Origin of the sequence: Nocardioides sp. BP30, assembly GCF_029873215.1 — a bacterium.
GTDB lineage: Bacteria > Actinomycetota > Actinomycetes > Propionibacteriales > Nocardioidaceae > Nocardioides.
This window is the reverse complement of the sequence record NZ_CP123620.1, coordinates 771,908-790,888: the sequence shown is the minus strand read 5'-3', so window position 1 is coordinate 790,888 and position 18,981 is coordinate 771,908. Positions and strand designations below refer to the sequence as shown.

Annotated in this window: 21 protein-coding genes; 9 read left to right on the top strand and 12 right to left on the bottom strand. The window is 71.4% G+C overall.

The features are described from left to right. Nucleotides 1-76 precede the first annotated feature (76 nt). Nucleotides 77-325 carry a glutaredoxin family protein gene (locus P5P86_RS03605; RefSeq protein WP_280609919.1) on the bottom strand — a complete coding sequence of 83 codons (249 nt, stop codon included), beginning with the start codon at nt 323-325 and terminating at the stop codon, nt 77-79. A gap of 45 nt (nt 326-370) precedes the next feature. Between P5P86_RS03605 and P5P86_RS03600 the strand changes: the two genes are divergently transcribed. The 3 genes from P5P86_RS03600 (at nt 371) to P5P86_RS03590 (ending at nt 3,516) form a co-directional block, all read left to right on the top strand. Then, nucleotides 371-1,273, top strand: coding sequence for an HAD family hydrolase (locus P5P86_RS03600; protein WP_280609918.1), 903 nt, complete (start codon nt 371-373; stop codon nt 1,271-1,273). Between the two features lie 121 nt (nt 1,274-1,394). Beyond that, nucleotides 1,395-2,204: a sigma-70 family RNA polymerase sigma factor gene (locus tag P5P86_RS03595; RefSeq protein WP_280609917.1), complete on the top strand. Its 810-nt coding sequence runs from the start codon at nt 1,395-1,397 to the stop codon at nt 2,202-2,204. Between the two features lie 136 nt (nt 2,205-2,340). Then, the gene (locus tag P5P86_RS03590; RefSeq protein ID WP_280609916.1) at nt 2,341-3,516 is read left to right on the top strand and encodes a DUF5667 domain-containing protein; all 1,176 of its coding nucleotides are present in this window, start codon (nt 2,341-2,343) and stop codon (nt 3,514-3,516) included. 262 nt (nt 3,517-3,778) lie between these two features. On the opposite strand, the gene P5P86_RS03585 is transcribed toward P5P86_RS03590, so the two are convergent. From P5P86_RS03585 to P5P86_RS03550, 8 genes are all read right to left on the bottom strand, one after another. Further along, nucleotides 3,779-4,948, bottom strand: a complete 1,170-nt coding sequence (locus P5P86_RS03585; RefSeq protein ID WP_280609915.1) for a lysophospholipid acyltransferase family protein — start codon at nt 4,946-4,948, stop codon at nt 3,779-3,781. Beyond that, the gene (locus tag P5P86_RS03580; RefSeq protein ID WP_280609914.1) at nt 4,941-5,999 is read right to left on the bottom strand and encodes an NAD-dependent epimerase/dehydratase family protein; all 1,059 of its coding nucleotides are present in this window, start codon (nt 5,997-5,999) and stop codon (nt 4,941-4,943) included. The genes P5P86_RS03585 and P5P86_RS03580 overlap by 8 nt, the downstream gene beginning before the upstream one ends. Before the next feature lie 33 nt (nt 6,000-6,032). Next, nucleotides 6,033-6,134, bottom strand: a complete 102-nt coding sequence (locus P5P86_RS03575) for a 30S ribosomal protein bS22 (protein ID WP_017933175.1) — start codon at nt 6,132-6,134, stop codon at nt 6,033-6,035. 164 nt (nt 6,135-6,298) lie between these two features. After that, nucleotides 6,299-6,505 carry a helix-turn-helix domain-containing protein gene (locus P5P86_RS03570; protein ID WP_280609911.1) on the bottom strand — a complete coding sequence of 69 codons (207 nt, stop codon included), beginning with the start codon at nt 6,503-6,505 and terminating at the stop codon, nt 6,299-6,301. 181 nt (nt 6,506-6,686) lie between these two features. After that, nucleotides 6,687-7,868, bottom strand: a complete 1,182-nt coding sequence (locus P5P86_RS03565) for an acetoin utilization protein AcuC (RefSeq protein WP_280609910.1) — start codon at nt 7,866-7,868, stop codon at nt 6,687-6,689. 23 nt (nt 7,869-7,891) lie between these two features. Then, nucleotides 7,892-8,701 carry a pyrroline-5-carboxylate reductase gene (gene proC, locus P5P86_RS03560; RefSeq protein WP_280609909.1) on the bottom strand — a complete coding sequence of 270 codons (810 nt, stop codon included), beginning with the start codon at nt 8,699-8,701 and terminating at the stop codon, nt 7,892-7,894. A 35-nt stretch (nt 8,702-8,736) separates the two neighbouring features. Then, nucleotides 8,737-9,513, bottom strand: a complete 777-nt coding sequence (locus tag P5P86_RS03555; protein ID WP_280609908.1) for a sugar phosphate isomerase/epimerase family protein — start codon at nt 9,511-9,513, stop codon at nt 8,737-8,739. Continuing rightward, nucleotides 9,510-10,454 carry a Ppx/GppA family phosphatase gene (locus P5P86_RS03550; protein ID WP_280609907.1) on the bottom strand — a complete coding sequence of 315 codons (945 nt, stop codon included), beginning with the start codon at nt 10,452-10,454 and terminating at the stop codon, nt 9,510-9,512. The genes P5P86_RS03555 and P5P86_RS03550 overlap by 4 nt, the downstream gene beginning before the upstream one ends. Nucleotides 10,455-10,529: 75 nt before the next feature. Between P5P86_RS03550 and P5P86_RS03545 the strand changes: the two genes are divergently transcribed. The 3 genes from P5P86_RS03545 (at nt 10,530) to P5P86_RS03535 (ending at nt 12,739) form a co-directional block, all read left to right on the top strand. After that, nucleotides 10,530-11,294 carry a DUF3109 family protein gene (locus P5P86_RS03545; protein WP_280609906.1) on the top strand — a complete coding sequence of 255 codons (765 nt, stop codon included), beginning with the start codon at nt 10,530-10,532 and terminating at the stop codon, nt 11,292-11,294. Between the two features lie 79 nt (nt 11,295-11,373). Continuing rightward, complete coding sequence (locus P5P86_RS03540; protein WP_280609905.1) at nt 11,374-12,030, top strand: VOC family protein; 657 nt, start codon at nt 11,374-11,376, stop codon at nt 12,028-12,030. 10 nt (nt 12,031-12,040) lie between these two features. Next, nucleotides 12,041-12,739: a class I SAM-dependent methyltransferase gene (locus P5P86_RS03535; protein WP_280609904.1), complete on the top strand. Its 699-nt coding sequence runs from the start codon at nt 12,041-12,043 to the stop codon at nt 12,737-12,739. 6 nt (nt 12,740-12,745) lie between these two features. Here the strand turns inward: P5P86_RS03535 and P5P86_RS03530 are convergent, their stop codons facing one another. After that, a complete protein-coding gene (locus P5P86_RS03530; RefSeq protein WP_280609903.1) occupies nt 12,746-13,141 on the bottom strand; it encodes a hypothetical protein in 396 nt (131 codons plus the stop codon). Between the two features lie 162 nt (nt 13,142-13,303). Next, a complete protein-coding gene (locus tag P5P86_RS03525; RefSeq protein ID WP_280609901.1) occupies nt 13,304-14,335 on the bottom strand; it encodes a LacI family DNA-binding transcriptional regulator in 1,032 nt (343 codons plus the stop codon). Nucleotides 14,336-14,463: 128 nt separating this feature from the next. Here P5P86_RS03525 and radA point away from each other — a divergent pair, with 128 nt between their 5' ends. Beyond that, nucleotides 14,464-15,873, top strand: coding sequence for a DNA repair protein RadA (gene radA / locus P5P86_RS03520; protein ID WP_280609900.1), 1,410 nt, complete (start codon nt 14,464-14,466; stop codon nt 15,871-15,873). A gap of 50 nt (nt 15,874-15,923) precedes the next feature. Beyond that, nucleotides 15,924-17,006 (top strand): DNA integrity scanning diadenylate cyclase DisA, encoded by a 1,083-nt coding sequence (gene disA, locus P5P86_RS03515; RefSeq protein ID WP_280609899.1) that lies wholly within the window; start codon nt 15,924-15,926, stop codon nt 17,004-17,006. 26 nt (nt 17,007-17,032) lie between these two features. Here disA and P5P86_RS03510 read toward each other — a convergent pair whose 3' ends face one another. Next, nucleotides 17,033-17,932 carry a hypothetical protein gene (locus P5P86_RS03510; protein ID WP_280609898.1) on the bottom strand — a complete coding sequence of 300 codons (900 nt, stop codon included), beginning with the start codon at nt 17,930-17,932 and terminating at the stop codon, nt 17,033-17,035. Nucleotides 17,933-18,012: 80 nt separating this feature from the next. Between P5P86_RS03510 and P5P86_RS03505 the strand changes: the two genes are divergently transcribed. Further along, nucleotides 18,013-18,921: an HhH-GPD family protein gene (locus P5P86_RS03505; protein WP_280609896.1), complete on the top strand. Its 909-nt coding sequence runs from the start codon at nt 18,013-18,015 to the stop codon at nt 18,919-18,921. Nucleotides 18,922-18,981: the final 60 nt, after the last annotated feature.

The window sequence follows — 18,981 nt, the reverse complement described above, 5'->3', positions numbered from 1 at the left end:
AGCGGCCTCCTCACTCTAGGAGTTTGTGAACTGGAGAACAAAACCAGCGGGATCGGCTAGCACAAGCTGTGATCGATCAGACAGCCGGGGCGGTCAGCGCCGCCCGCAGGCGCGCCTCGTCGACCCGCCAGAAGTCGTGCTGGCGACCGTCGACCAGCGTCACCGGGATCTCCTCGCCGTACCGCTCGCGCAGCGCCGGGTCGTCGTCGATCGAGTACTCGACGTAGCTCTCCCCGAGCGTGGCGCAGACCCGCTCGATGACCGAGCGAGCCGCGTCGCACAGATGACAGCCGGGACGGGAGTACAGGGTGATGCGTGCAGCCACGGAACCAGTGTCGCCCATCGCCGTACACCCCCTAGGGTGGCGGGCATGAGCACCGCTCGTGACCGTCAGCGTCGCCGCGACGAGCTGCGCCGCAAGGACCTGCAGCGCCGCTCGGTGCTGGCCGGCGAGGCCTCCGCCGCGACGGCCGAGGTCGAATCGGCGCTGACGACGCCGAACGAGTCGGTGAGTGCCGCCTTCTTCGACGTCGACAACACGGTGATGCAGGGCGCCTCCATCTTCCACCTGGCCCGCGGCCTGTACCGCCGCAAGTTCTTCACTACGCGCGACATCGCCGGCGCGGCCTGGAAGCAGGCCTACTTCCGTTTCGTGGGCGTGGAGAACCCCGAGCACGTCGAGGCCGCTCGCACCTCCGCGCTCAGCTTCATCGCCGGCCACACCGTCGGCGAGCTGCAGGAGGTGGGCGAGGAGATCTTCGACGAGGCGATGGCGGACCGGATCTGGCCCGGCACCCGCGCGCTCGCCCAGCTCCACCTCGACCAGGGCGAGCGCGTCTGGCTCGTCACCGCCGCTCCGGTCGAGATCGCCCAGATCATCGCCCGCAAGCTCGGTCTGACCGGCGCGATGGGCACGGTCGCCGAGCACGTCGACGGCGTCTACACCGGGCAACTCGTCGGCGACATGCTGCACGGTCCGGCCAAGGCCGAGGCGGTCAAGGCACTGGCGGCGCGGGAGGGGCTGGACCTGAGCCAGTGCGCCGCCTACTCCGACTCCGCCAACGACCTCCCGTTGCTGCAGCTCGTCGGTCGACCGTGCGCCGTCAACCCCGACGTCCGGTTGCGTCGTCATGCCAAGACCCACGGATGGCCCATCCGCGACTACCGCACCGGACGCAAGGCGGCCCGGGTCGGGTTCGCCGCCGGGCTGGTGGGCGGCGCCGCCGCAGGGGCGCTCGCCGCCGCCTCGACGCTGCGCGAGAAGCGCCGCTAGACCTACCGATCGGTCACAGCACGCTAGCCCGAACGGGCCAGTTGGGTACTGGGCGACTGACAAGCATGGGGCCGGCCCGTAGAGTGGCGTTCGTCTCAGGGCCGGGGGGAGGGACAGGGGCATGCCACGGTACGGCGAGGACTTCGCGCGGGGGCTCGATGCGCTCCGCGCAGCCGTCGCTGCGCTCCTCGGCGAGCCGGCGCTCGCGGGCGTCCCGGCGCAGGTGCTCTACTCCGAGGCATCCTCCCCCGCTGCCACCGACCGCGGCGGGGACTCCGGGGGCACATCCGGTGGTGACGCGAGCGGCGATCCGGCCCGCAGCAACGGCGACGGTCCCGACGACGAGGCGCTGGCCGTCTCCTCGGAGGTCTCGGCGGACGAGCGCGCTCGCCTGATCGCCCTGGTCGAGCTCGCCCGCAAGGGCGACACCGACGCGTTCGGCATGCTCTACGACCACTACCACACCGCCGTCTACCGCTTCCTCTACTACCGGACCCGCTCCGCCACCCTGGCCGAGGACCTGACCTCGGAGACGTTCTTCCGGGCCCTGCGCTCGATGACGGGATTCCGCTGGCAGGGCAAGGACTTCGGCGCCTGGCTCATGACGATCGCCCGCAACCTCGCCACCGACCACTTCAAGGCGGGTCGCACCCGGCTGGAGATGGCGACCGAGGACATGGGCCAGCACGACGACGCGACCGAGGGGCCGGAGTCGGCGGTCCTCGCCAGCCTGACGAACGAGGTCCTCCTCAAGGCGCTCGCCAAGCTGCCCGACGAGCAACGCGACTGCGTGGTCATGCGGTTCCTGCAGGGTCTCTCCATCGCCGAGACTGCGGCGGTGCTCGGCCGCAGCGACGGCGCTGTCAAGCAGCTCCAATTGCGCGGCGTACGGAACCTGGCGAAGCTGATGCCGGAAGGGCTGCGTGGGTGATGGGCGCCACCATGATCACGTCTTCCACGGCCGTAACCTTCGGTGCCCGCGGCTCGTTTGGGGTGCGGAGCGACACCACCCTGCACGCTCCGATCCCTGTTGCACTCGCCCACACCGACCGAGTAGGACCACTGCGATGAGCCCGGCGTTCAGCACGCGCCGCCGTGCCGAGGAGTTCGACCGACTGGTCGAGGCCGCTCGGCAGGGCAAGCCCGCCTCCGGGTCCGCCAGCCCCGAGACGGCCGAGCTGGCGGCCTTCGCCGCGAGCCTGAGCGACCTGCCCCCGGTCGCGCCCCGCCCGTCCTTCTCCGCCGATCTGCGGGAGCGGCTCATGGCCGCCGCCGCCACCGAGCTGAGGTCGGCCAGCGACGTCGACGACCGCCTGACGGTCCGGACCAACCCTGTCACCCGCCGTCGTCACGAGCGCCGCCTCACCGTCGGCATCGCCTCGCTCGCGATCGTCGGAGCCAGCGCAGGCACGGCGCTGGCCTCGCAGGGCGCCCTCCCCGGCGAGCCGCTCTACCCGGTCAAGCGCGCCATCGAGAACGTGCGGACCGGCATCACCCCCAGCGACAACGGCAAGGGCTCGGCGCTGCTCAGCGACGCCCGCACCCGTCTGGACGAGGTCGGCGACCTCGCTCGCTCCTCCGACGACAGCAGCGAGATCACGAGCACGCTGAACGCCTTCAGCGATCAGGCGAAGAGAGCCTCGGACCTGCTGCTGAGCAACTACGCGGATCATCAGGACACCGGCTCGATCACCAAGCTGCAGAAGTTCACCGCGCAGAGCATCGACCAGCTGACGGCACTCGAGCCGCTCGTCCCGGACGCGACCAAGCAGGCCCTGACCGAGGCGGCCCAGACGGTCCTCACGATCGACACCGCCGCCCACAACGCCTGCCCGGCCTGCGGCGGCAGCCCGATCACCCAGCTCCCCGAGTCGCTGCTGACCCCGGTCTCCACGTCCTTGGAGTCGCTGAACAAGACGCTGCAGTCCCAGCATTCCAGCAGCTCGACGACCAAGAGCGGCAAGCCGATCAAGCTGCCCACCGTCCCCCCGAGCATCGGCCCGGCCAACGTCGACCCGTCCGCCCAGCCCTCGACCCAGACCTCGTCGAAGTCCGACCCGTCCAAGAAGTCGGACCCGATCACCAAGGTGCTGCCGGCCAACCCGACCTCGACGCCCACCAGCCTCGGCGACACGGTCAAGGACGTCACCGGCGGCCTCAGCGGCACCGTCGACACCCTCCTCGGCACCGTCAACGGCCTGGTCGGCGGCGTCCTCGGCACGAACAAGACCCCCGCTCCCTGATCCTCGCCTTTCAAGGCGCGGCGCTCGGCACGTCAGGAGCGCCGCCGATGAAGCGAGGCGCGGGGCCCGGCAGGTCATCGGCGCCGCCGATAGAGCGAGGCGCGGGGCCCGGCTGGTCATGGGCGCCGCCAGGGGCGCTGCCGGAGGACGCGCCGGCGAGGAACGAGCCGTCGCGCGGCCGTAGGCCTGCCCCCAGGCGCCCGCATGACCAGCCGAGCCCCGCGCCCCAGCGGACCAGGAGCACTGCGCCAAGCGCCGTTGATCAGTGGAAGACCGACTGCCGCTGCATGAGCAGCGAGTACAGCGTCTGCTGGATCGTCTCGCGCACCTGGTCGGTGACGTTGAAGACCAGCATCGGATCGTCGGCCGCACTCGCGTCGTACTCGTCGGTGCGGACCGGCTCGCCGAACTCCATCAGCCACTTCGACGGCAGCGGGATCAGCCCCAGCGGTCCGAGCCAGGGGAAGAACGGCGTGATCGGCAGGTAGGGAACCCCCAGCACCTTGGCCAGCGCCGGGATGTTGCCCACCAGCGGGTAGATCTCCTCTGCGCCCACCACCGAGAGCGGCACGATCGGCACCCCGGTGCGCAGCGCGGCCGAGACGAATCCGCCGCGACCGAAGCGCTGCAGCTTGTAGCGCTCGCTGTAGGGCTTGCCCACGCCCTTGAACCCCTCCGGCCACACGCCGACCAGCTCACCGGCGCGCAGGAGCCGCTCGGCGTCCTCGGTGCAGGCGAGCGTCACCCCGCCCTTGCGGGCCAGGGAGCCGACGAACGGAAACCGGAAGACCAGGTCCGCGCCGAGCGGCCGCAGCGAGCGAGCGGCGTGGTCGTGCAGCGTCACCATCGTCATGAGCCCGTCGATGGGCAGCGTGCCGGAGTGGTTGGAGACCACCAGGGCGCCGCCCTCGGCCGGGACGTTCTCCAGCCCGCGGACCTCGATGCGGAACCACTTCTGCGCGATCGGACGCAGCAGGCTGATGAAGAACCGCCGGGTCAGCTCGGCGTCGAAGCCGAAGTCGTCGACGACGTACTCGCCCCGCACGCGTCGGCGCAGGAACGCCAGGAAGCCGGCGAGCTGCCGCTCCCAATCCTCACCGAAGACTTCACGCGCGGCCACGTCGAGGGCCGCCTGCCAGTCGGCGGTGGGGATGCCGCGCAACGGCCCGCGGTCCTCGCTGTACGCCGCGCCCTGCGTGGTGACGGTGCTCTCGACGGCGACCGCCTCGTCGGGAGCGGCGGCCTCGGCCGGGACGACCTCGATCTCGGCGCCACTCGACTCACCGGACGGGACCTCTCGGTCCGCCGAAACTGACGTCTCGGCGGCCTTGTTGGGCTTCGCGAGCGCCCGCGCCGCGGCGGAGGGGGCGCGGCCGGTCCCACGGCCGGGACGACCGCGCGTGCCGATCGGGATGATCTCGGCGTCACCCATGACCGAGCTCCTCCGTTGAGCGGCCGATCGAGGCGATGTCGGGCACCGGCGTGCGGCCGGGCAGTCGCTCCTCGACAGCGGCCAGCATCTCGTCGATCCGGCCGCCGGTGGGCACGAGGTCGCTGGCGAAGTCGTCGAGGGCCGCCGCGGTGGAGTAGGTGGGCTCGAAGCCCAGGACCTCACGGGTGCGAGTGGTGTCGATGCCCCTGCCGTAGGTCAGCAGCGCGCGCAACTCCGGCGAGACCGGGGCGACGTGGGCCGGGCGCAGCAGGCCGAGGCCGAAGGACGGCACCGGCATCGTCGGGCGGCGCAGGCGCCGGACGACCTGCGAGAGCGGCATCACGCCGTTCCCGGCGACGTTGAAGGTGCCGGACGTCTCGGCGCGCACGGCATGGCCGAGGGCGGCGTAGAGATCCGACTCGTGCAGGAACTGCAGGCGCGGGTCGAATCCGATCCGGCGGGGGATGACCGGCAGCCGCAGGTAGCTGGTGATCGGGCTGTCGACCTTCGGGCCGATCACGTTGGCGCAGCGCAGCGTCGTGACGCAGACGTCGGGACGGCGCCGGGCGAAGCCACGGACGTAGCCCTCGATCTCGGCGACGTCCTTGGCGTATCCGCCACCGGCGCGCCGGGTCTCGGAGGTCTCGGTGAACATCGCGGGGTCGCGATTGCTCGCGCCGTAGACGTGGGCCGTGGACTTGACCACGAGGTGCCGCACCGTCGCCGACTTCTGGCATGCGGCGAGCAGCTGCATCGTGCCGATGACGTTGAGCTCCTTCATCATCGACCGGCCGCCGCTGCTGCCAGGGGTCGAGATGATGCTCAGGTGGACGACGGTGTCGACGTCCTCCTTGGCGATCACCTTGGCGATCACCGGATTGCGGATGTCGGCCCGGACGAACGACATCCCGCCGATGTCGCCTCGAGGCGGGACCACGTCGACGCCGATCACCCGCTCGACGTTGGGATGAGCCGCGGCAGCGCGCGCGAACCTGCGCCCGAGGTCTCGAGAGACCCCGGTGACGAGAACGACCCGCCCTGCGCTGGCCACCGGCTCTAACGCGAGATCAGCGTGATCGGAGCGTCACTTGCCGAGCTTGCGACGGGCGACGCGCGTCTTCTTCAGCAGCTTGCGGTGCTTCTTCTTCGCCATCCGCTTGCGACGCTTCTTGATGACAGAACCCACTGATGCAACCTTTCACCTCAACCGACGACCTTCGCCGGCGAACCGGCGGAGGACATCCGCCGGTCGGGCCAGCCTAACGGTCGCGGTGAAGCGGAGCGGAATCGGTGCGAGGAGCGAGACCGCCGACTCGCGACCGATGCGCCGGCGGCCGTGCGGCCGGCCGGTCAGCCGGCGTTGTAGAACGAGTTCTTCAGATAGTCGTTCGCGTCCTCCTCGCGGACACGGAACGAACGGCCGACCCGAACGGCTGGGAGCTCGCCACTGTGGACGAGCCGGTAGACGGTCATCTTGGAGACCCGCATCATGGCGGCCACCTCGGCGACGGTCAGGAAGGTGCTGTCAGAGATGTCACCGGGCTTGTTGGCAGCCATCGTGTCCACGCTTTCTTCTCAACGCGCCATCGGCTTCCCCACCGATGCTCACACGCGCTGTGCTGTCCGTGAGATTAGTGCCCGCTGTGACTGATGGGGAAGAGGAAACCTGTGGGAATTTCAAACGTACGGCGTGTCGCCTTGCAAGCAAGCCATCAGACCCTCCGGATCGGGCCGTACCTCAGGGCAGCGGGTCGAGTCCGTGCAACGGGAAGACCGCCATGCGCGTGGCGTTGATCTGGCGGTCCAGCCAGGTGCCGGGGTCATACCCCTGCCTCCAGTCACGGTACGCCGCGACCTTGCCGTCGGTCATCAGTCGGGGCGCCTCCACCCCCACCAGCTCGCGGACGTGCTCGCGCCAACCGCCCGGCACCTCGACCCACGGCTCCACCGGTGTCCCGCTGACCACCGCCAGCAGGTGGGTCCACGCGCGCGGCACCACGTCGACCACGGCGTACCCTCCGCCGCCGAAGGCCACCCACCTCCCCCCGGCCACCTCGTGGGCGAGCTCGTGCAGGGCCAGGTACGCGGCGCGCTGGCCGTCCACGCTGAGCATCAGGTCGGCGAGCGGGTCCTCGGCGTGCGAGTCGCAGCCCTGCTGGGTCACCAGGATGTCCGGCTGGAACTCCCGCACCAGGTCCGGCACCACCGCGTGGAACGCCCGCAGCCAGCCGTGATCGGCGGTCCCGGGTGGCAGCGCGACGTTGGCGGCGCTGCCCTGCGCGTCGCGGCCGCCGACGTCGGAGGCGAAGCCGGTGCCGGGGAAGAGCATCTGCCCGGTCTCGTGCAGGCTGATCGTGAGCACGCGCGGGTCGTCGTAGAACACCCGCTCCACCCCGTCGCCATGGTGCACGTCGAGGTCGACGTACGCGATCCGCTGGGCGCCATGGTCCAGCAGCCACCGGATCCCGACCGCCACGTCGTTGTAGATGCAGAAGCCGCTGGCCCGGTCGGGCATGGCGTGGTGCAGGCCGCCCATGGGGTTGGCGGCATGGATGTTCTCGCCCTCCCACACCCGACGGCAGGCCTCCACGCTCGCGCCGACGATGTGCGCGCTGGCGTGGTGGATCTGCGGGAAGAGCGGATTGTCATCGGTGCCGAGTCCGTGTTCGAGGTCGGGCCGCATCGAGGCACCGGCCTTCTCCACGGCCTCGATGAAGGCCGGGTCGTGCACGGTGGCCAGGCGGTCGAGCGAGGCCATCGGGGCGGGGACGACCTCCAACCGGTCGAGTACGCCGAGGTCACCGGCCAACCGCATCGTCAGCGCGACCCGCAGCGGCGCCATCGGGTGCCGCGGCCCGAAGTCGTACTCCCCCAGGCCGGCGTCGTAGACGACTGCCGACCGGCCGGAGCACGCATCCATGGACCCGACGGTACCGGGCGCCGTCATCCCTCGCCGCGGGCGATCTCACGCGACCGGTCGCGGTTGGCCCGGGTGGCCTCGAGCAGGGTGCCGCGAAGCCCGGCACTCTCGAAGACCCGCAGGGCCGCCGCGGTGGTCCCGCCCGGCGAGGTGACGTTCTCCCGGAGCAGGGCCGGGTGCGTGCCCGACTCCCGCAGCATCAACGAGGAGCCGACGAGGGTCTGGTTGACCAGCTGCGCCGAGACCGCACGGCTGAGCCCGAGGTGCACGCCGGCCTCGATCAGCGCCTCGGCGATGTAGAAGACGTAGGCCGGTCCCGAGCCGCTGATGGCGGCCGCGGCGTCGATCTGCGACTCCGGCACCACCGCCACCGCACCGATCGCGCCGAGCAGCTCCTCTGTCACCGCCACCTGCTCGGGGGTGGCCGTTGCGCCGGCGGAGATCACCGACATGCCCTCGCCGATCGCCGATGGGGTGTTCGGCATGACGCGCACGACGCCGACGCCGGCCGGGACGGCCGCCTCGATCGACGCGGTGGTCAGGCCGGCCGCCAGGGACACCACCAGGTGGCCTGCGCGCAGCGGAAGGTCGCGGAGGAGGTCGACGACCTGGTACGGCTTCACCCCGAGGACGAGCACGTCGGCCCTCTCGGCCGCCTCGGCGGGGCCGAGCGCCGCCACACCGTGGGCCTTGGCGAGCTCGGTCGCCTGCTCGCGACGGCGTACGCCGGCGATCACCGTCTCGGGCGCGTGACCCGCCTCGAGCAGACCGGCCAGCACGGCCCCGCCCATGTTGCCGACGCCGATGATCGCGATGGTCCCTGCGGTGCTCATGGGGGAAGGCTAGCGGCGCGGCCGGCCGGCCACCCTCACGCCCGGAAGTGCTCGCGGGCGAACTCCAGCGACTCGCGCAGGTCCGCCTCGCGGTCGGCCTTCGAGGCGGCCTTGCGCGTATTGATCTCCAGCACGATCTCGCCCTCGAAACCGGTCGTGGCGAGGTGACGCAGGAAGGCGGCGGCGTTCATGTCGCCGCGGCCGGGCACGAGATGCTGGTCCTTGGCTCCGTCGGTGCCGTCGGTGAGATGGATGTGCCGGAGCCTGCTGCCGAGCCGGTCCGCCATCGCTATCACGTCGTCCTGCGCGATCGCGGCGTGGGAGAGGTCGATGGTGGTGTTCGCGTAGTCCTCGGTCGAGGGGTCCCAGTGCGGCAGGTACATCTGCATGGAGCGCTTCGACGCACGCCAGGGATACATGTTCTCCACGGCGAAGAACAGCCCGGTGTTGGCCTCCATCTTCGCTATCCCCTCCACGAAGGCGGCGGCGTAGTCGCGCTGCCAACGGAACGGCGGGTGTACCACGACGGTGCCGGCTCCCACCGCATGCGCCATCTCCGCGGAGCGCTCGAGCTTGCCCCAGGGATCGGTGCCCCACACCCGCTGGGTGAACAGCAGGCAGGGCGCGTGCACCGCGGAGACGGGTACGTCGTGGTGCTCGCTCAGCTGCAGGACGGCGGAGGTCTGCTGGGAGAGCGCGTCGACCCCGACCATCACCTCGATGGCGTCGTAGCCGACGGACTTGGCGTAGCCGAACGCGTGCGCTGTCGACTCGGGGTAGACCGAGACCGTCGAGAGACCGATGCGGGTCATCGGAGGCGGACGCTCATCTGGTCGAGCCGCTCCAGGATCACGCCCTCACGCAATGCCCAGGGGCAGATCTCCAGCTCGGGCAGATCGAAGATGTCCATGCAGGCCTCCGCGACGAAGGCGCCGGGCACGATCTGGTGGGCACGATCGGCGCTGACGCCGGGCAGCTCGGCGAGCTCCCGGCGCGACATCGAGACCAGCTTGGGCACCCAGCGGCGCAGCTCCTCCAGCGGCAGGACCCGGCGCACGAGCGGGCCGTCGCCGCTGGGAGCGGCGCCACAGATCCGGGCCAGGCTGCGGAACGTCTTGGAGGTGGCGACCGCCTTGTCGCAGGCGCCCGCCCGGATGAGGTGCCCCGCATCGTGGGCGATCGAGGCCCGGATCTGCCGGCGCAGGTCACGGATCACATCCTCGGCGGCCGCATGGGTGACGTCCGCGAAGAAGGTGCTCGCCAGCCGGGCCGCACCCAGCGGCAAGGACCACGCGACGTCGGGTGCCTCGTCGCTTCCGCCGGCCAGCTCCAGCGAGCCGCCGCCGATGTCGAAGACCGCCAGCCGCCCGGCCGACCAGCCGAACCAGCGGCGCACCGCCAGGAAGGTGAGTCGGGCCTCGTCCTCGCCGGCGAGGACCTCGATCGTCACCCCGGTCTGCTCGCGGACGTGGTCGAGCACGGCGTCGGAGTTGACAGCGTCGCGCACCGCCGAGGTGGCGAAGGAGAGCATCTCGGCGCAGCCCTTGTCCTCGGCGACCCCCAGCGCCGCGGCGGTGAAGTCCGTCAGCGCGTCAATCCCGCGCCGGGTGACGGCGCCGTGCTCGTCGAGATGCTCGGCCAGCCGCAGCGGCTGCTTGTAGGAGTACGCCGGCAGCGGGGCGGCACCGCCGTGCGCGTCCACCACCAGCAGGTGACCGGTGTTGGAGCCGATGTCGAGCACGCCCAGCCGCATGCCTCCACGCTACCGGGCGATCGAGGCGGCGCCGCGTCAGCGCGGCGGACGTCAATGCGTCGTACGCTTCGCCGCATGCCCGAAGTGCCGCTCGACTTCCCTCGCGCCTGGGTCGAGTTCATCAACCCCGACGACGCCGAGGAGGTGCTGCGCTGCGACCTCACCTGGCTGACCTCGAGCTACACGTGCATCTTCGGGCAGGGCTGCGCCGGCATCTACTCGTCGGCCCCCGACGTCGGTTGCTGCACGCTCGGCGCCCACTTCGCCGACCAGGAGGACGAGGACCGTGTCGCGGCGTTCGTCGAGGAGCTGAGCGGCGAGCTGTGGCAGCTGCGACCGCCAGGCCGCCCGGTCGAGCGCAGCGACTGGATCGAGACCGACGACGAGGGCGAGCGCAAGACCCTCGCCGTCGAGGTCGACGGCCAGCAGGCCTGCGTCTTCCACAACCGGCCGGGGTTCGAGCAGGGCGCCGGGTGCGCCCTGCACCTCCTCGCGATGCGGCAGGGTCGCCATCCCCTCGAGACCAAGCCCGACGTGTGCTGGCAGCTGCCGTTGCGGCGGACGTTCCGTGACGTGGAGCGGCCCGACGGATCGACCTACACCGAGGTCAGCATCGGGGAGTACGACCGCCGCGGCTGGGGACCGGGAGGCCATGACCTCGACTGGTACTGCACCGGGAACCCGGCCGCGCACGTGGCAGCGGAGCCGCTCTATGTGACCAGCCGCGCCGAGCTGACAGCGCTGATGGGTGAGGCGGCCTACGCCGAGTTGGCCCAGCACTGCGAGGCCCACCTGCGTTCGCGCTCGCTGCTCGCGATCCACCCTGCCGACCCGCACTGACCCGCGTCCCACTGTCTCGACGTCAAGACACCAGGACCCCCGTGTTGGTGTAGGGCCAGGGTGTGTTCAGAATCAGAGCATGCGCCTGGACCACCTTTCCTACGCCGCCGGCCCCGACGGTCTGATCAGCACCGCGAAGCGGCTCGGCGACCTGCTGGGCCAGGACTTCGTCGACGGGGGTGTCCACCCCCGCTTCGGGACCCGCAACATGACGCTCCCGCTGCGCGGCGGCATCTACCTCGAGGTCGTCGAGGCACTCGACCACCCCGCCTCCGACAAGGCGCCCTTCGGCCAGGCCGTGAAGACGCGCTCCGCCCTCGGTGGCGGCTGGATGGGCTGGGTGGTCTCGGTCGAGGACATGGCGCCGGTCGAGGAGCGCCTCGGTCGTCCGTGGGTCGACGGCAACCGGCACCTGCCCGACGGCACCGAGCTGCTGTGGAAGCAGATCGGCATCAACGGCCTCATCGCCGACCCCCAGCTGCCCTACTTCATCCACTGGCTCACCCCCGAGCTCCACCCGGGCAACGCGGGCTCGGACGTCACCTTGACCTGCATCGAGATCTCCGGCGAGAAGCAGCGGGTCAAGGACTACCTGGCGGACGAGTTCAAGGAGCGCACCGACCCCTACACCGGCCGTCCGGCCGAGGACGTCGCGATGCGCTGGGTCGCCGAGCACGGCACCCCGGGCCTGCTGGCCGCACAGTTCACCACTCCGAACGGCGACGTCCGGATCTGAGGACGCGCCGGTGACCGGGCCGGCTCCCGGAGCGGTGCCGAGCCCGAACATCTGGCACCACACCTCCACCTACGAGGCGGAGAACCGGGCGGCCGATCCCGACGGACGGCTCTGGTCGCGGATCCGGTCGATCGCCGCCTGGGACGGCCGCGACGTTCTCGACCTCGGCTGCGGCACCGGCTTCCACCTGCCGGCCTTCGCCGAGACGGCCCGATCGGTCGTAGGGGTCGAGCCGCATCCGGATCTGGTCGCCCTGGCGCGGCGCCGTACCCGACGGCTCGGGCACGTCGAGGTGAGATGGGGGACCGCCCAGGCGATCCCCCTGCCCGATGCCTGCGTCGACGTCGTGCACGTCCGGTGGGCGTACTTCTTCGGTCCCGGGAGCGAGCCCGGCCTGGCCGAGCTCGACCGTGTCGTACGTCGCGGTGGCACCGCGCTGGTGATCGACAACGACGCGACCCGATCCACGTTCGGCCGGTGGTTCCGGCGGGGCTACCCGGATCTCGACCCCGGAGCGGTGGAACGCTTCTGGTCGATGCACGGCTGGGAGCGGGACAGCGTCGACATGGGCTGGCGCTTCCTTGACCGAGCGGACCTGGAGGCGGTGGTCCGCATCGAGTTCGCTCCGTCGGCGGCCGAGGCGATCCTCGCCGAGCATCAGGGGCTCGATGTCGACTATGCGGTCAACGTGTGGTCGAAGCGCTTCTGAGATCGATCAGTCGGCGTGCCTCTGCTCCCACGGAGGTCGCATGCCCGCGGCCAGACCGTAGATCCTGTCGTCGAGCCGGGCGATGTCCGCCTTCAGGTCCACCCGGACGCCTGCGAGGTCAGATCTGAGCTCCGCTCGCACCTCGGTCAAGTCCTGCTTGAGCTCCGTCCGCAGCTCGGTCATGTCCTGCTTGAGCTCCGTCCGCAGCTCGGTCATGTCCTGCTTGAGCTCCGTCCGCACCTCGACCATGTCCCGCTTGAGCTCGGTCATGTCCTGCTTGAGCTCCGTCCGCAGGAAGCCCGTCTCTCGCTTGAGGTCGCGGTGGAGGGCGGCGTACGCGCCTGCCAGGGCCGTGACCATGACGATGAGCGAGACCCAGTTGTCGAGCGACACGGTGATCACCATCCCAGTATGAGGGCGTTGCGACGAAGTGACCAGCACGCTACCCAGCGCATCGGGGATCCGCTCGGGGCCGCCGACACCCTGTGGAGAGAGCGTCCGGGCGGCACGGCTGTGGGAAGCGATCGACCACCGTCGACCTCGTCGCGGCCGCCGGCCCTGCGCTCAGGACGTGCCGCGCACCACCAGCCGCGGCTGCAGCATGACGCCGTCGGAGAAGTACGGCGGGTTGCCCAGCAACCCCTCGAGCGCCTTGACCAGCGCCACGGCCGCGTCCTCCAGCGGCTGGCGTACCGACGTCAGGCCCGGCGGCACCGTCTGGGCGACCTGCGAGTCGTCGAAGCCGGTGACGGCGATGTCCTCGCCCGGGCGCAGGCCCCGCGCGTAGAGCTCGTGCAGGACACCCATCGCCAGGGTGTCCGAGGCACACACGAACGCCGTCGGGCTGGCCTCGTCGAGCAGCGCCACCGTCGCCGCACGGCCGGAGGCGATGGTGTCCTCCACCCGCGAGGCCAGGCCGGTGGTGGCCAGCCCGTGCTCGCGCATCGTGCGCGTCCAGCCGGAGCGCCGCTCCTCGCCGAGGACGGAGTCCTTCCTCCAGCCGATCCAGGCGATCCGGTGGTGACCGCGCTGGATGAGGTGCTCGGTGGCCATCGCCGCTCCGGCGGCGGAGTCGATCTCCACCCAGGGATGGACCGAGTCGTGCTCGTCGTCCCACGGCCGGCCGAAGGCGACGAAGGGCGCGCGGCGCGAACGCAGCCAGGCCGCTGCCGGATTCCCCATGAACGTGTCGGTCACGATGAAGGCATCGACCGCTGTCGAACGCAACAGGTCGTCGTAGCCCGCGATCGGGTCCTCGACGTCGCCGGTGAACAGCAGGATGTGGTAGCCCGCCTCGCGCGAGGTGTCGACCAGCGCGTGCACGAATCGGTCCATCAACGCGTTGGCGTTGCCCTCCTGGGCGGGCGCGATCCGCAGTCCGATGAGGCGCGAGGAACGGGTGCGCAGGCTGCGCGCCGCCCGATTGGGCTGGTACCCCAGCTCCTCGATCGCCGCCTGCACCCGCGCCAGCGTGTCCTCACGGAGCAGGTCGGGGTTGTTGACCGCATTGGACACGGTCTGTCGGGAGACGCCGGCCAGCTCCGCGACGTCGGCGAGGGTCGGTGGCGCCGACAGTCGTCCGATGACACGGTTCACGCGCTGCGCCTCCTCCAGCTCTGGATCGATCCAAGGATCGAACCCGGACAGCATATCGGCGCGCACGTAGCGGCGTACGCGAGAGTGTCCGCTCAGAACTGTCGGACCCCTCCCCTACCGTTTCCCGCATGCCTGCCCGCACCGCCACCAAGACGCCTCGACCGGCCTATCGTTGCAGCGAGTGCGGGTGGGAGGCGCCCAAGTGGGTCGGCAGGTGCGGCGAGTGCCAGGCCTGGGGATCGGTCTCGGAGGCGGCGGCCCCCTCGGGCCGTACGGCGGCGGCTCCCGTGACGGCCGCAGCCGTGCCGATCGGAGAGGTCTCGACCACCGAGTCCGGCTTCCGCCCCAGCGGCGTGCCCGAGCTCGACCGCGTGCTCGGCGGCGGCCTGGTCCCCGGCGCGGTGATCCTGCTCGCGGGTGAGCCCGGGGTCGGCAAGTCGACCCTCCTGCTCGAGGTCGCGGCCCAGACGGCCAAGGGCCGGCGCCGCACGCTCTACATCACCGGCGAGGAGTCCGCCTCCCAGGTCCGGTTGCGGGCCGATCGCACCGGCGCGATCCAGGACGAGCTCTACCTGGCCGCGGAGACCGACCTGGGCGCCGTGCTCAGCCACATCGAAGCGGTCAAGCCGGCGCTGCTGGTCGTCGACTCGGTGCAGACCATCGGCGCCGCCGACACCGACGGCGTGCCCGGCGGGGTCACCCAGGTCAAGGAGGTCGCGGCCGCGCTGGTGCGGATGGCCAAGACGCGCAACATCACCACCGTGCTGGTGGGACACGTGACCAAGGACGGCTCGATCGCCGGGCCGCGGGTGCTCGAGCACCTGGTCGACGTGGTGCTGCACTTCGAGGGTGAGCGCGACTCCCGCTTCCGGATGGTCCGCGCGATGAAGAACCGCTACGGCCCCATCGACGAGGTCGGCTGCTTCGACCTGTCGGCCGAGGGCATCGTGGCGGTCACCGACCCGACCGGGCTGTTCGTCGAGACCCAGCACGTCTCGGTCCCCGGCACCTGCGTGGCGGTGACCCTCGAAGGGCGACGGCCACTGCTCGCCGAGGTGCAGTCACTGGTGGCGCCGACGACCGCCGAGCGCCCGCGCCGGACGACCTCGGGCGTGGACGGGTCACGACTGGCGATGATCCTGGCGGTCCTGCAGCAACACGTGCGGATCGGGTTCCACCAGCGCGACGTCTTCGTCTCGACGGTCGGCGGCGCCCGCCTCGTCGATCCGGCCAGCGACCTGGCGATCGCCGTCGCCGTCGCCTCGGCCGCCTGCGGGCGCCCGAGCCCGCGCGGCGCGGTCGCCATGGGCGAGATCGGGCTGGCCGGCGAGCTGCGTCGCGTCAGGGGCCTGGAAGCCCGGCTGGCCGAGGCCGCCCGGCTCGGCTTCGCCGTCGCGGTGGTCCCGCCGGCCGCGCGGGCGCAGCCCGGGGGATGGGTGCGCCCGACCGAACGGGTCGTGGACGGGATGAAGGTCTACGAGGTCCATGACCTGGCCACCACACTCACCATGCTGCGTCTCACCGGTTCGGAGACCTGAGGGGCCGCCCGGCCGATAGACTTCGGCTGATCGCCGACGAAAGGATCGCCGTGGCCAACGAGCGCCCCGAGGAGTCGCTGCGCCTGCGCGAGACCCTGGCCCTGATCGCACCCGGCACTCCGCTGCGTGATGGCCTCGAGCGGATCCTGCGCGGCCGCACCGGCGCGCTCATCGTGCTCGGCTACGACAAGACGGTCGAGGAGATCTCCACGGGCGGCTTCGAGCTCGGGGTGCCCTTCACCTCCACCGGTCTTCGCGAGCTGGCCAAGATGGACGGCGCCATCATCATCGACGGTGGCATCAGCCGGATCATGAAGGCGGCGGTCCACCTGATGCCCGACCACACGATCCCCTCGACCGAGACCGGGACCCGTCACCGCACCGCCGACCGGGTGGCCAAGCAGACCGGTTTCCCGGTCGTCTCGGTGTCGCAGTCGATGCAGATCATCGCCGCCTACGTCGGCGCGACCCGGCACGTGCTGGAGGACTCGGGCCAGATCCTGTCGCGCGCCAACCAGGCCCTGGCCACGCTGGAGCGCTACAAGATGCGGCTCGACGAGGTGGCCTCCACGCTGTCCGCGCTGGAGATCGAGGACCTCGTGACCGTCCGCGACGTCGCCGTGGTCGCCCAGCGTCTGGAGATGGTCACCCGGATCGCGCGCGAGATCGAGGACTACATCGTCGAGCTCGGCACCGACGGTCGCCTCCTCGCCCTCCAGCTCGAGGAGCTCGTCACCGGTGTCGACGCCGAGCGGGAGCTGGTCATCCGCGACTACCTCCCCCGTGGCCGGCGTGCGCGCAGTCCCGAGGAGCTGCTCGCCCAGCTCGAGGCCCTCTCCTCCACCGAGCTGGTCGACCCGGCCGCGGCTGCCCGCGTCCTGGGTCTGTCCAGCGGCGACGCGCTGGACGGCGCTGTCACTCCTCGCGGCTACCGGCTGCTGGCCAAGGTGCCTCGGCTCCCGGGCGCCGTCGTCGACCGGCTCGTGGATCACTTCGGCACGCTGCAGAAGCTGCTCTCCGCCTCGATCGACGACCTCCAGGCCGTCGAGGGTGTGGGCGAGCTGCGGGCGCGCTCCGTACGCGAAGGCCTCTCCCGACTGGCCGAGTCGACCATCCTCGAGCGCTACGTCTGAGCGTCCCGCCCGGCCGGGTGTCGGGCTCAGTCGCTCTTCTTCGAGTGCTTCACCTTCGTGGTGGGCGTCGGGCTGCTGCTGGCCGTCGCCTTCCCGGTGGCCTTCCCGGTGGCCTTCCCGGTCGCCGAAGCGCTCGGCGAAGCGCTCGACCGCGGCCCGGTACCCGCGTTCGGACTCGCGCTGCCGCTCGTGCCAGGTGTGCTGGCCGGCGGCGTCGCCGTCGCGGCTGCAAGGCTGAAGGTCGCCTGGTCCGGAACGCCTCCGAGCGCCACGCCCGTCACGCTGTAGGTGCCGATGGCCGCCCACGGCGTATGGGTGGAGCACTCGGCGTCGGAGTGGTGTCCCGACCAGGTGAGGGTGACAGGCGTCGGGGTGTCCTTGTAGACGACCACGTCGCTGCTCGGCAGCGCGGCAGGGCACTGCACCGTCGACCACACGTCGGCGCCGCCGCTGGTCGTGACCTTGACCTGCATCGTCTTATGACCGACGTGCCAGGTGCACGCGGGCGTGGAGAAGGTCCGCAGGCTCAGCACGATGGCGACGTTGCCACCGGCAGCGGCTCCGGTCACCGAGGGCGTCACGGAGAGGTCGCTGGGCGGGCATGCCCCCGTGGGTGTGGGCAGGACGGTCGGGGTCGGCGACGACGTCACGCTCAGGCTGGGTGTCGGCGAGGAGCTCGGCGTCAGGGAGGCGCCCGACGTCGGACCGGCGCTGGCCGACGCCGTGGGCATCGACGTCGAGCCGGCCGGGGCACTCGGGGACGTCGAGGCGCCCGTCAGGTCCGCGGCGGCCGCGGGCTTCCTCCCGCCACCACCGCCCAGGACGTGGAGCACCGCCCACAGCAGGATCAGTGCCGCCGTCAGCACCAGCAGGCGCCGACGCCAGTAGACCGACGGCGGGAGCGGGCCCCGAGTCAACGCTGGCATGCGCACACCGTAATCAGTCGGCGTCGCCGGATCTGGGTGCCACTCCGCGGCTCAGGAACCGCTCAGGGACAATCGGGGCGATGAGCGAGACTCCCACCGGCCCGACGAGCCCGGCGCACCGGCTGCACGAGCCCCTCCTGCGCTGGTACGACACGCATGCCCGCGAGCTGCCCTGGCGTGCGGCCTCGGCGACCCCGTGGTCGGTGCTGGTCAGTGAGTTCATGCTGCAGCAGACGCCCGTCTCCAGGGTGCTGCCGGTGCACGAGGCCTGGCTGCGACGCTGGCCGACCCCCGCTGCGCTGGCCGCCGAGCCGCCCGGTGAGGCGGTCCGCGCCTGGGGTCGGCTCGGCTATCCCCGCCGCGCACTGCGTCTCCACGCAGCCGCCGCCGCGATCGTGGACCAGCACCACGGCGAGGTGCCGTCGCGCCACGAGGATCTGCTGGCGCTGCCGGGCGTGGGTGACTACACCGCCGCCGCCGTCGCTGCCTTCGCCTTCGGTCAGCGTCAGGTCGTGCTCGACACGAATGTGCGGCGGGTCTTCGCGCGCGCTGTGACGGGCGTGGAGTTCCCCGGTACGTCGGTCAGCCGGGCCGAGCGCGACCTCGGTGCCACCCTGCTGCCCGACGACGAGCCGACGGCGGCCACCTGGTCGGTGGCGGTGATGGAGCTCGGTGCGCTGGTGTGCACCGCCGCCACACCCGCCTGCGAGCGCTGTCCCATCGTCACCGCCTGCGCGTGGGCGGCCGCGGGACGGCCCGCGTACGCCGGTCCGCCGCGCAAGGTGCAGACCTGGGCCGGCACCGACCGACAGTGCCGCGGACGGCTTCTCGCCGTACTCCGCGACGCCGACGCCCCCGTCCACCGCACAGCGCTCGAGGCGGTCTGGTCCGACGTCGCCCAACGCGAGCGGTCGCTGGCGGGACTGCTCGCCGACGGGCTGGCCGCTCAGGTGGGCCCGGACACGTTCGCGCTGCCCGGATCGTCCTGAGCGAGCTCGAAAATGAGCCAGTGCCCCGGCCCACTCACGTGGACCGGGGCACTGGCTCAG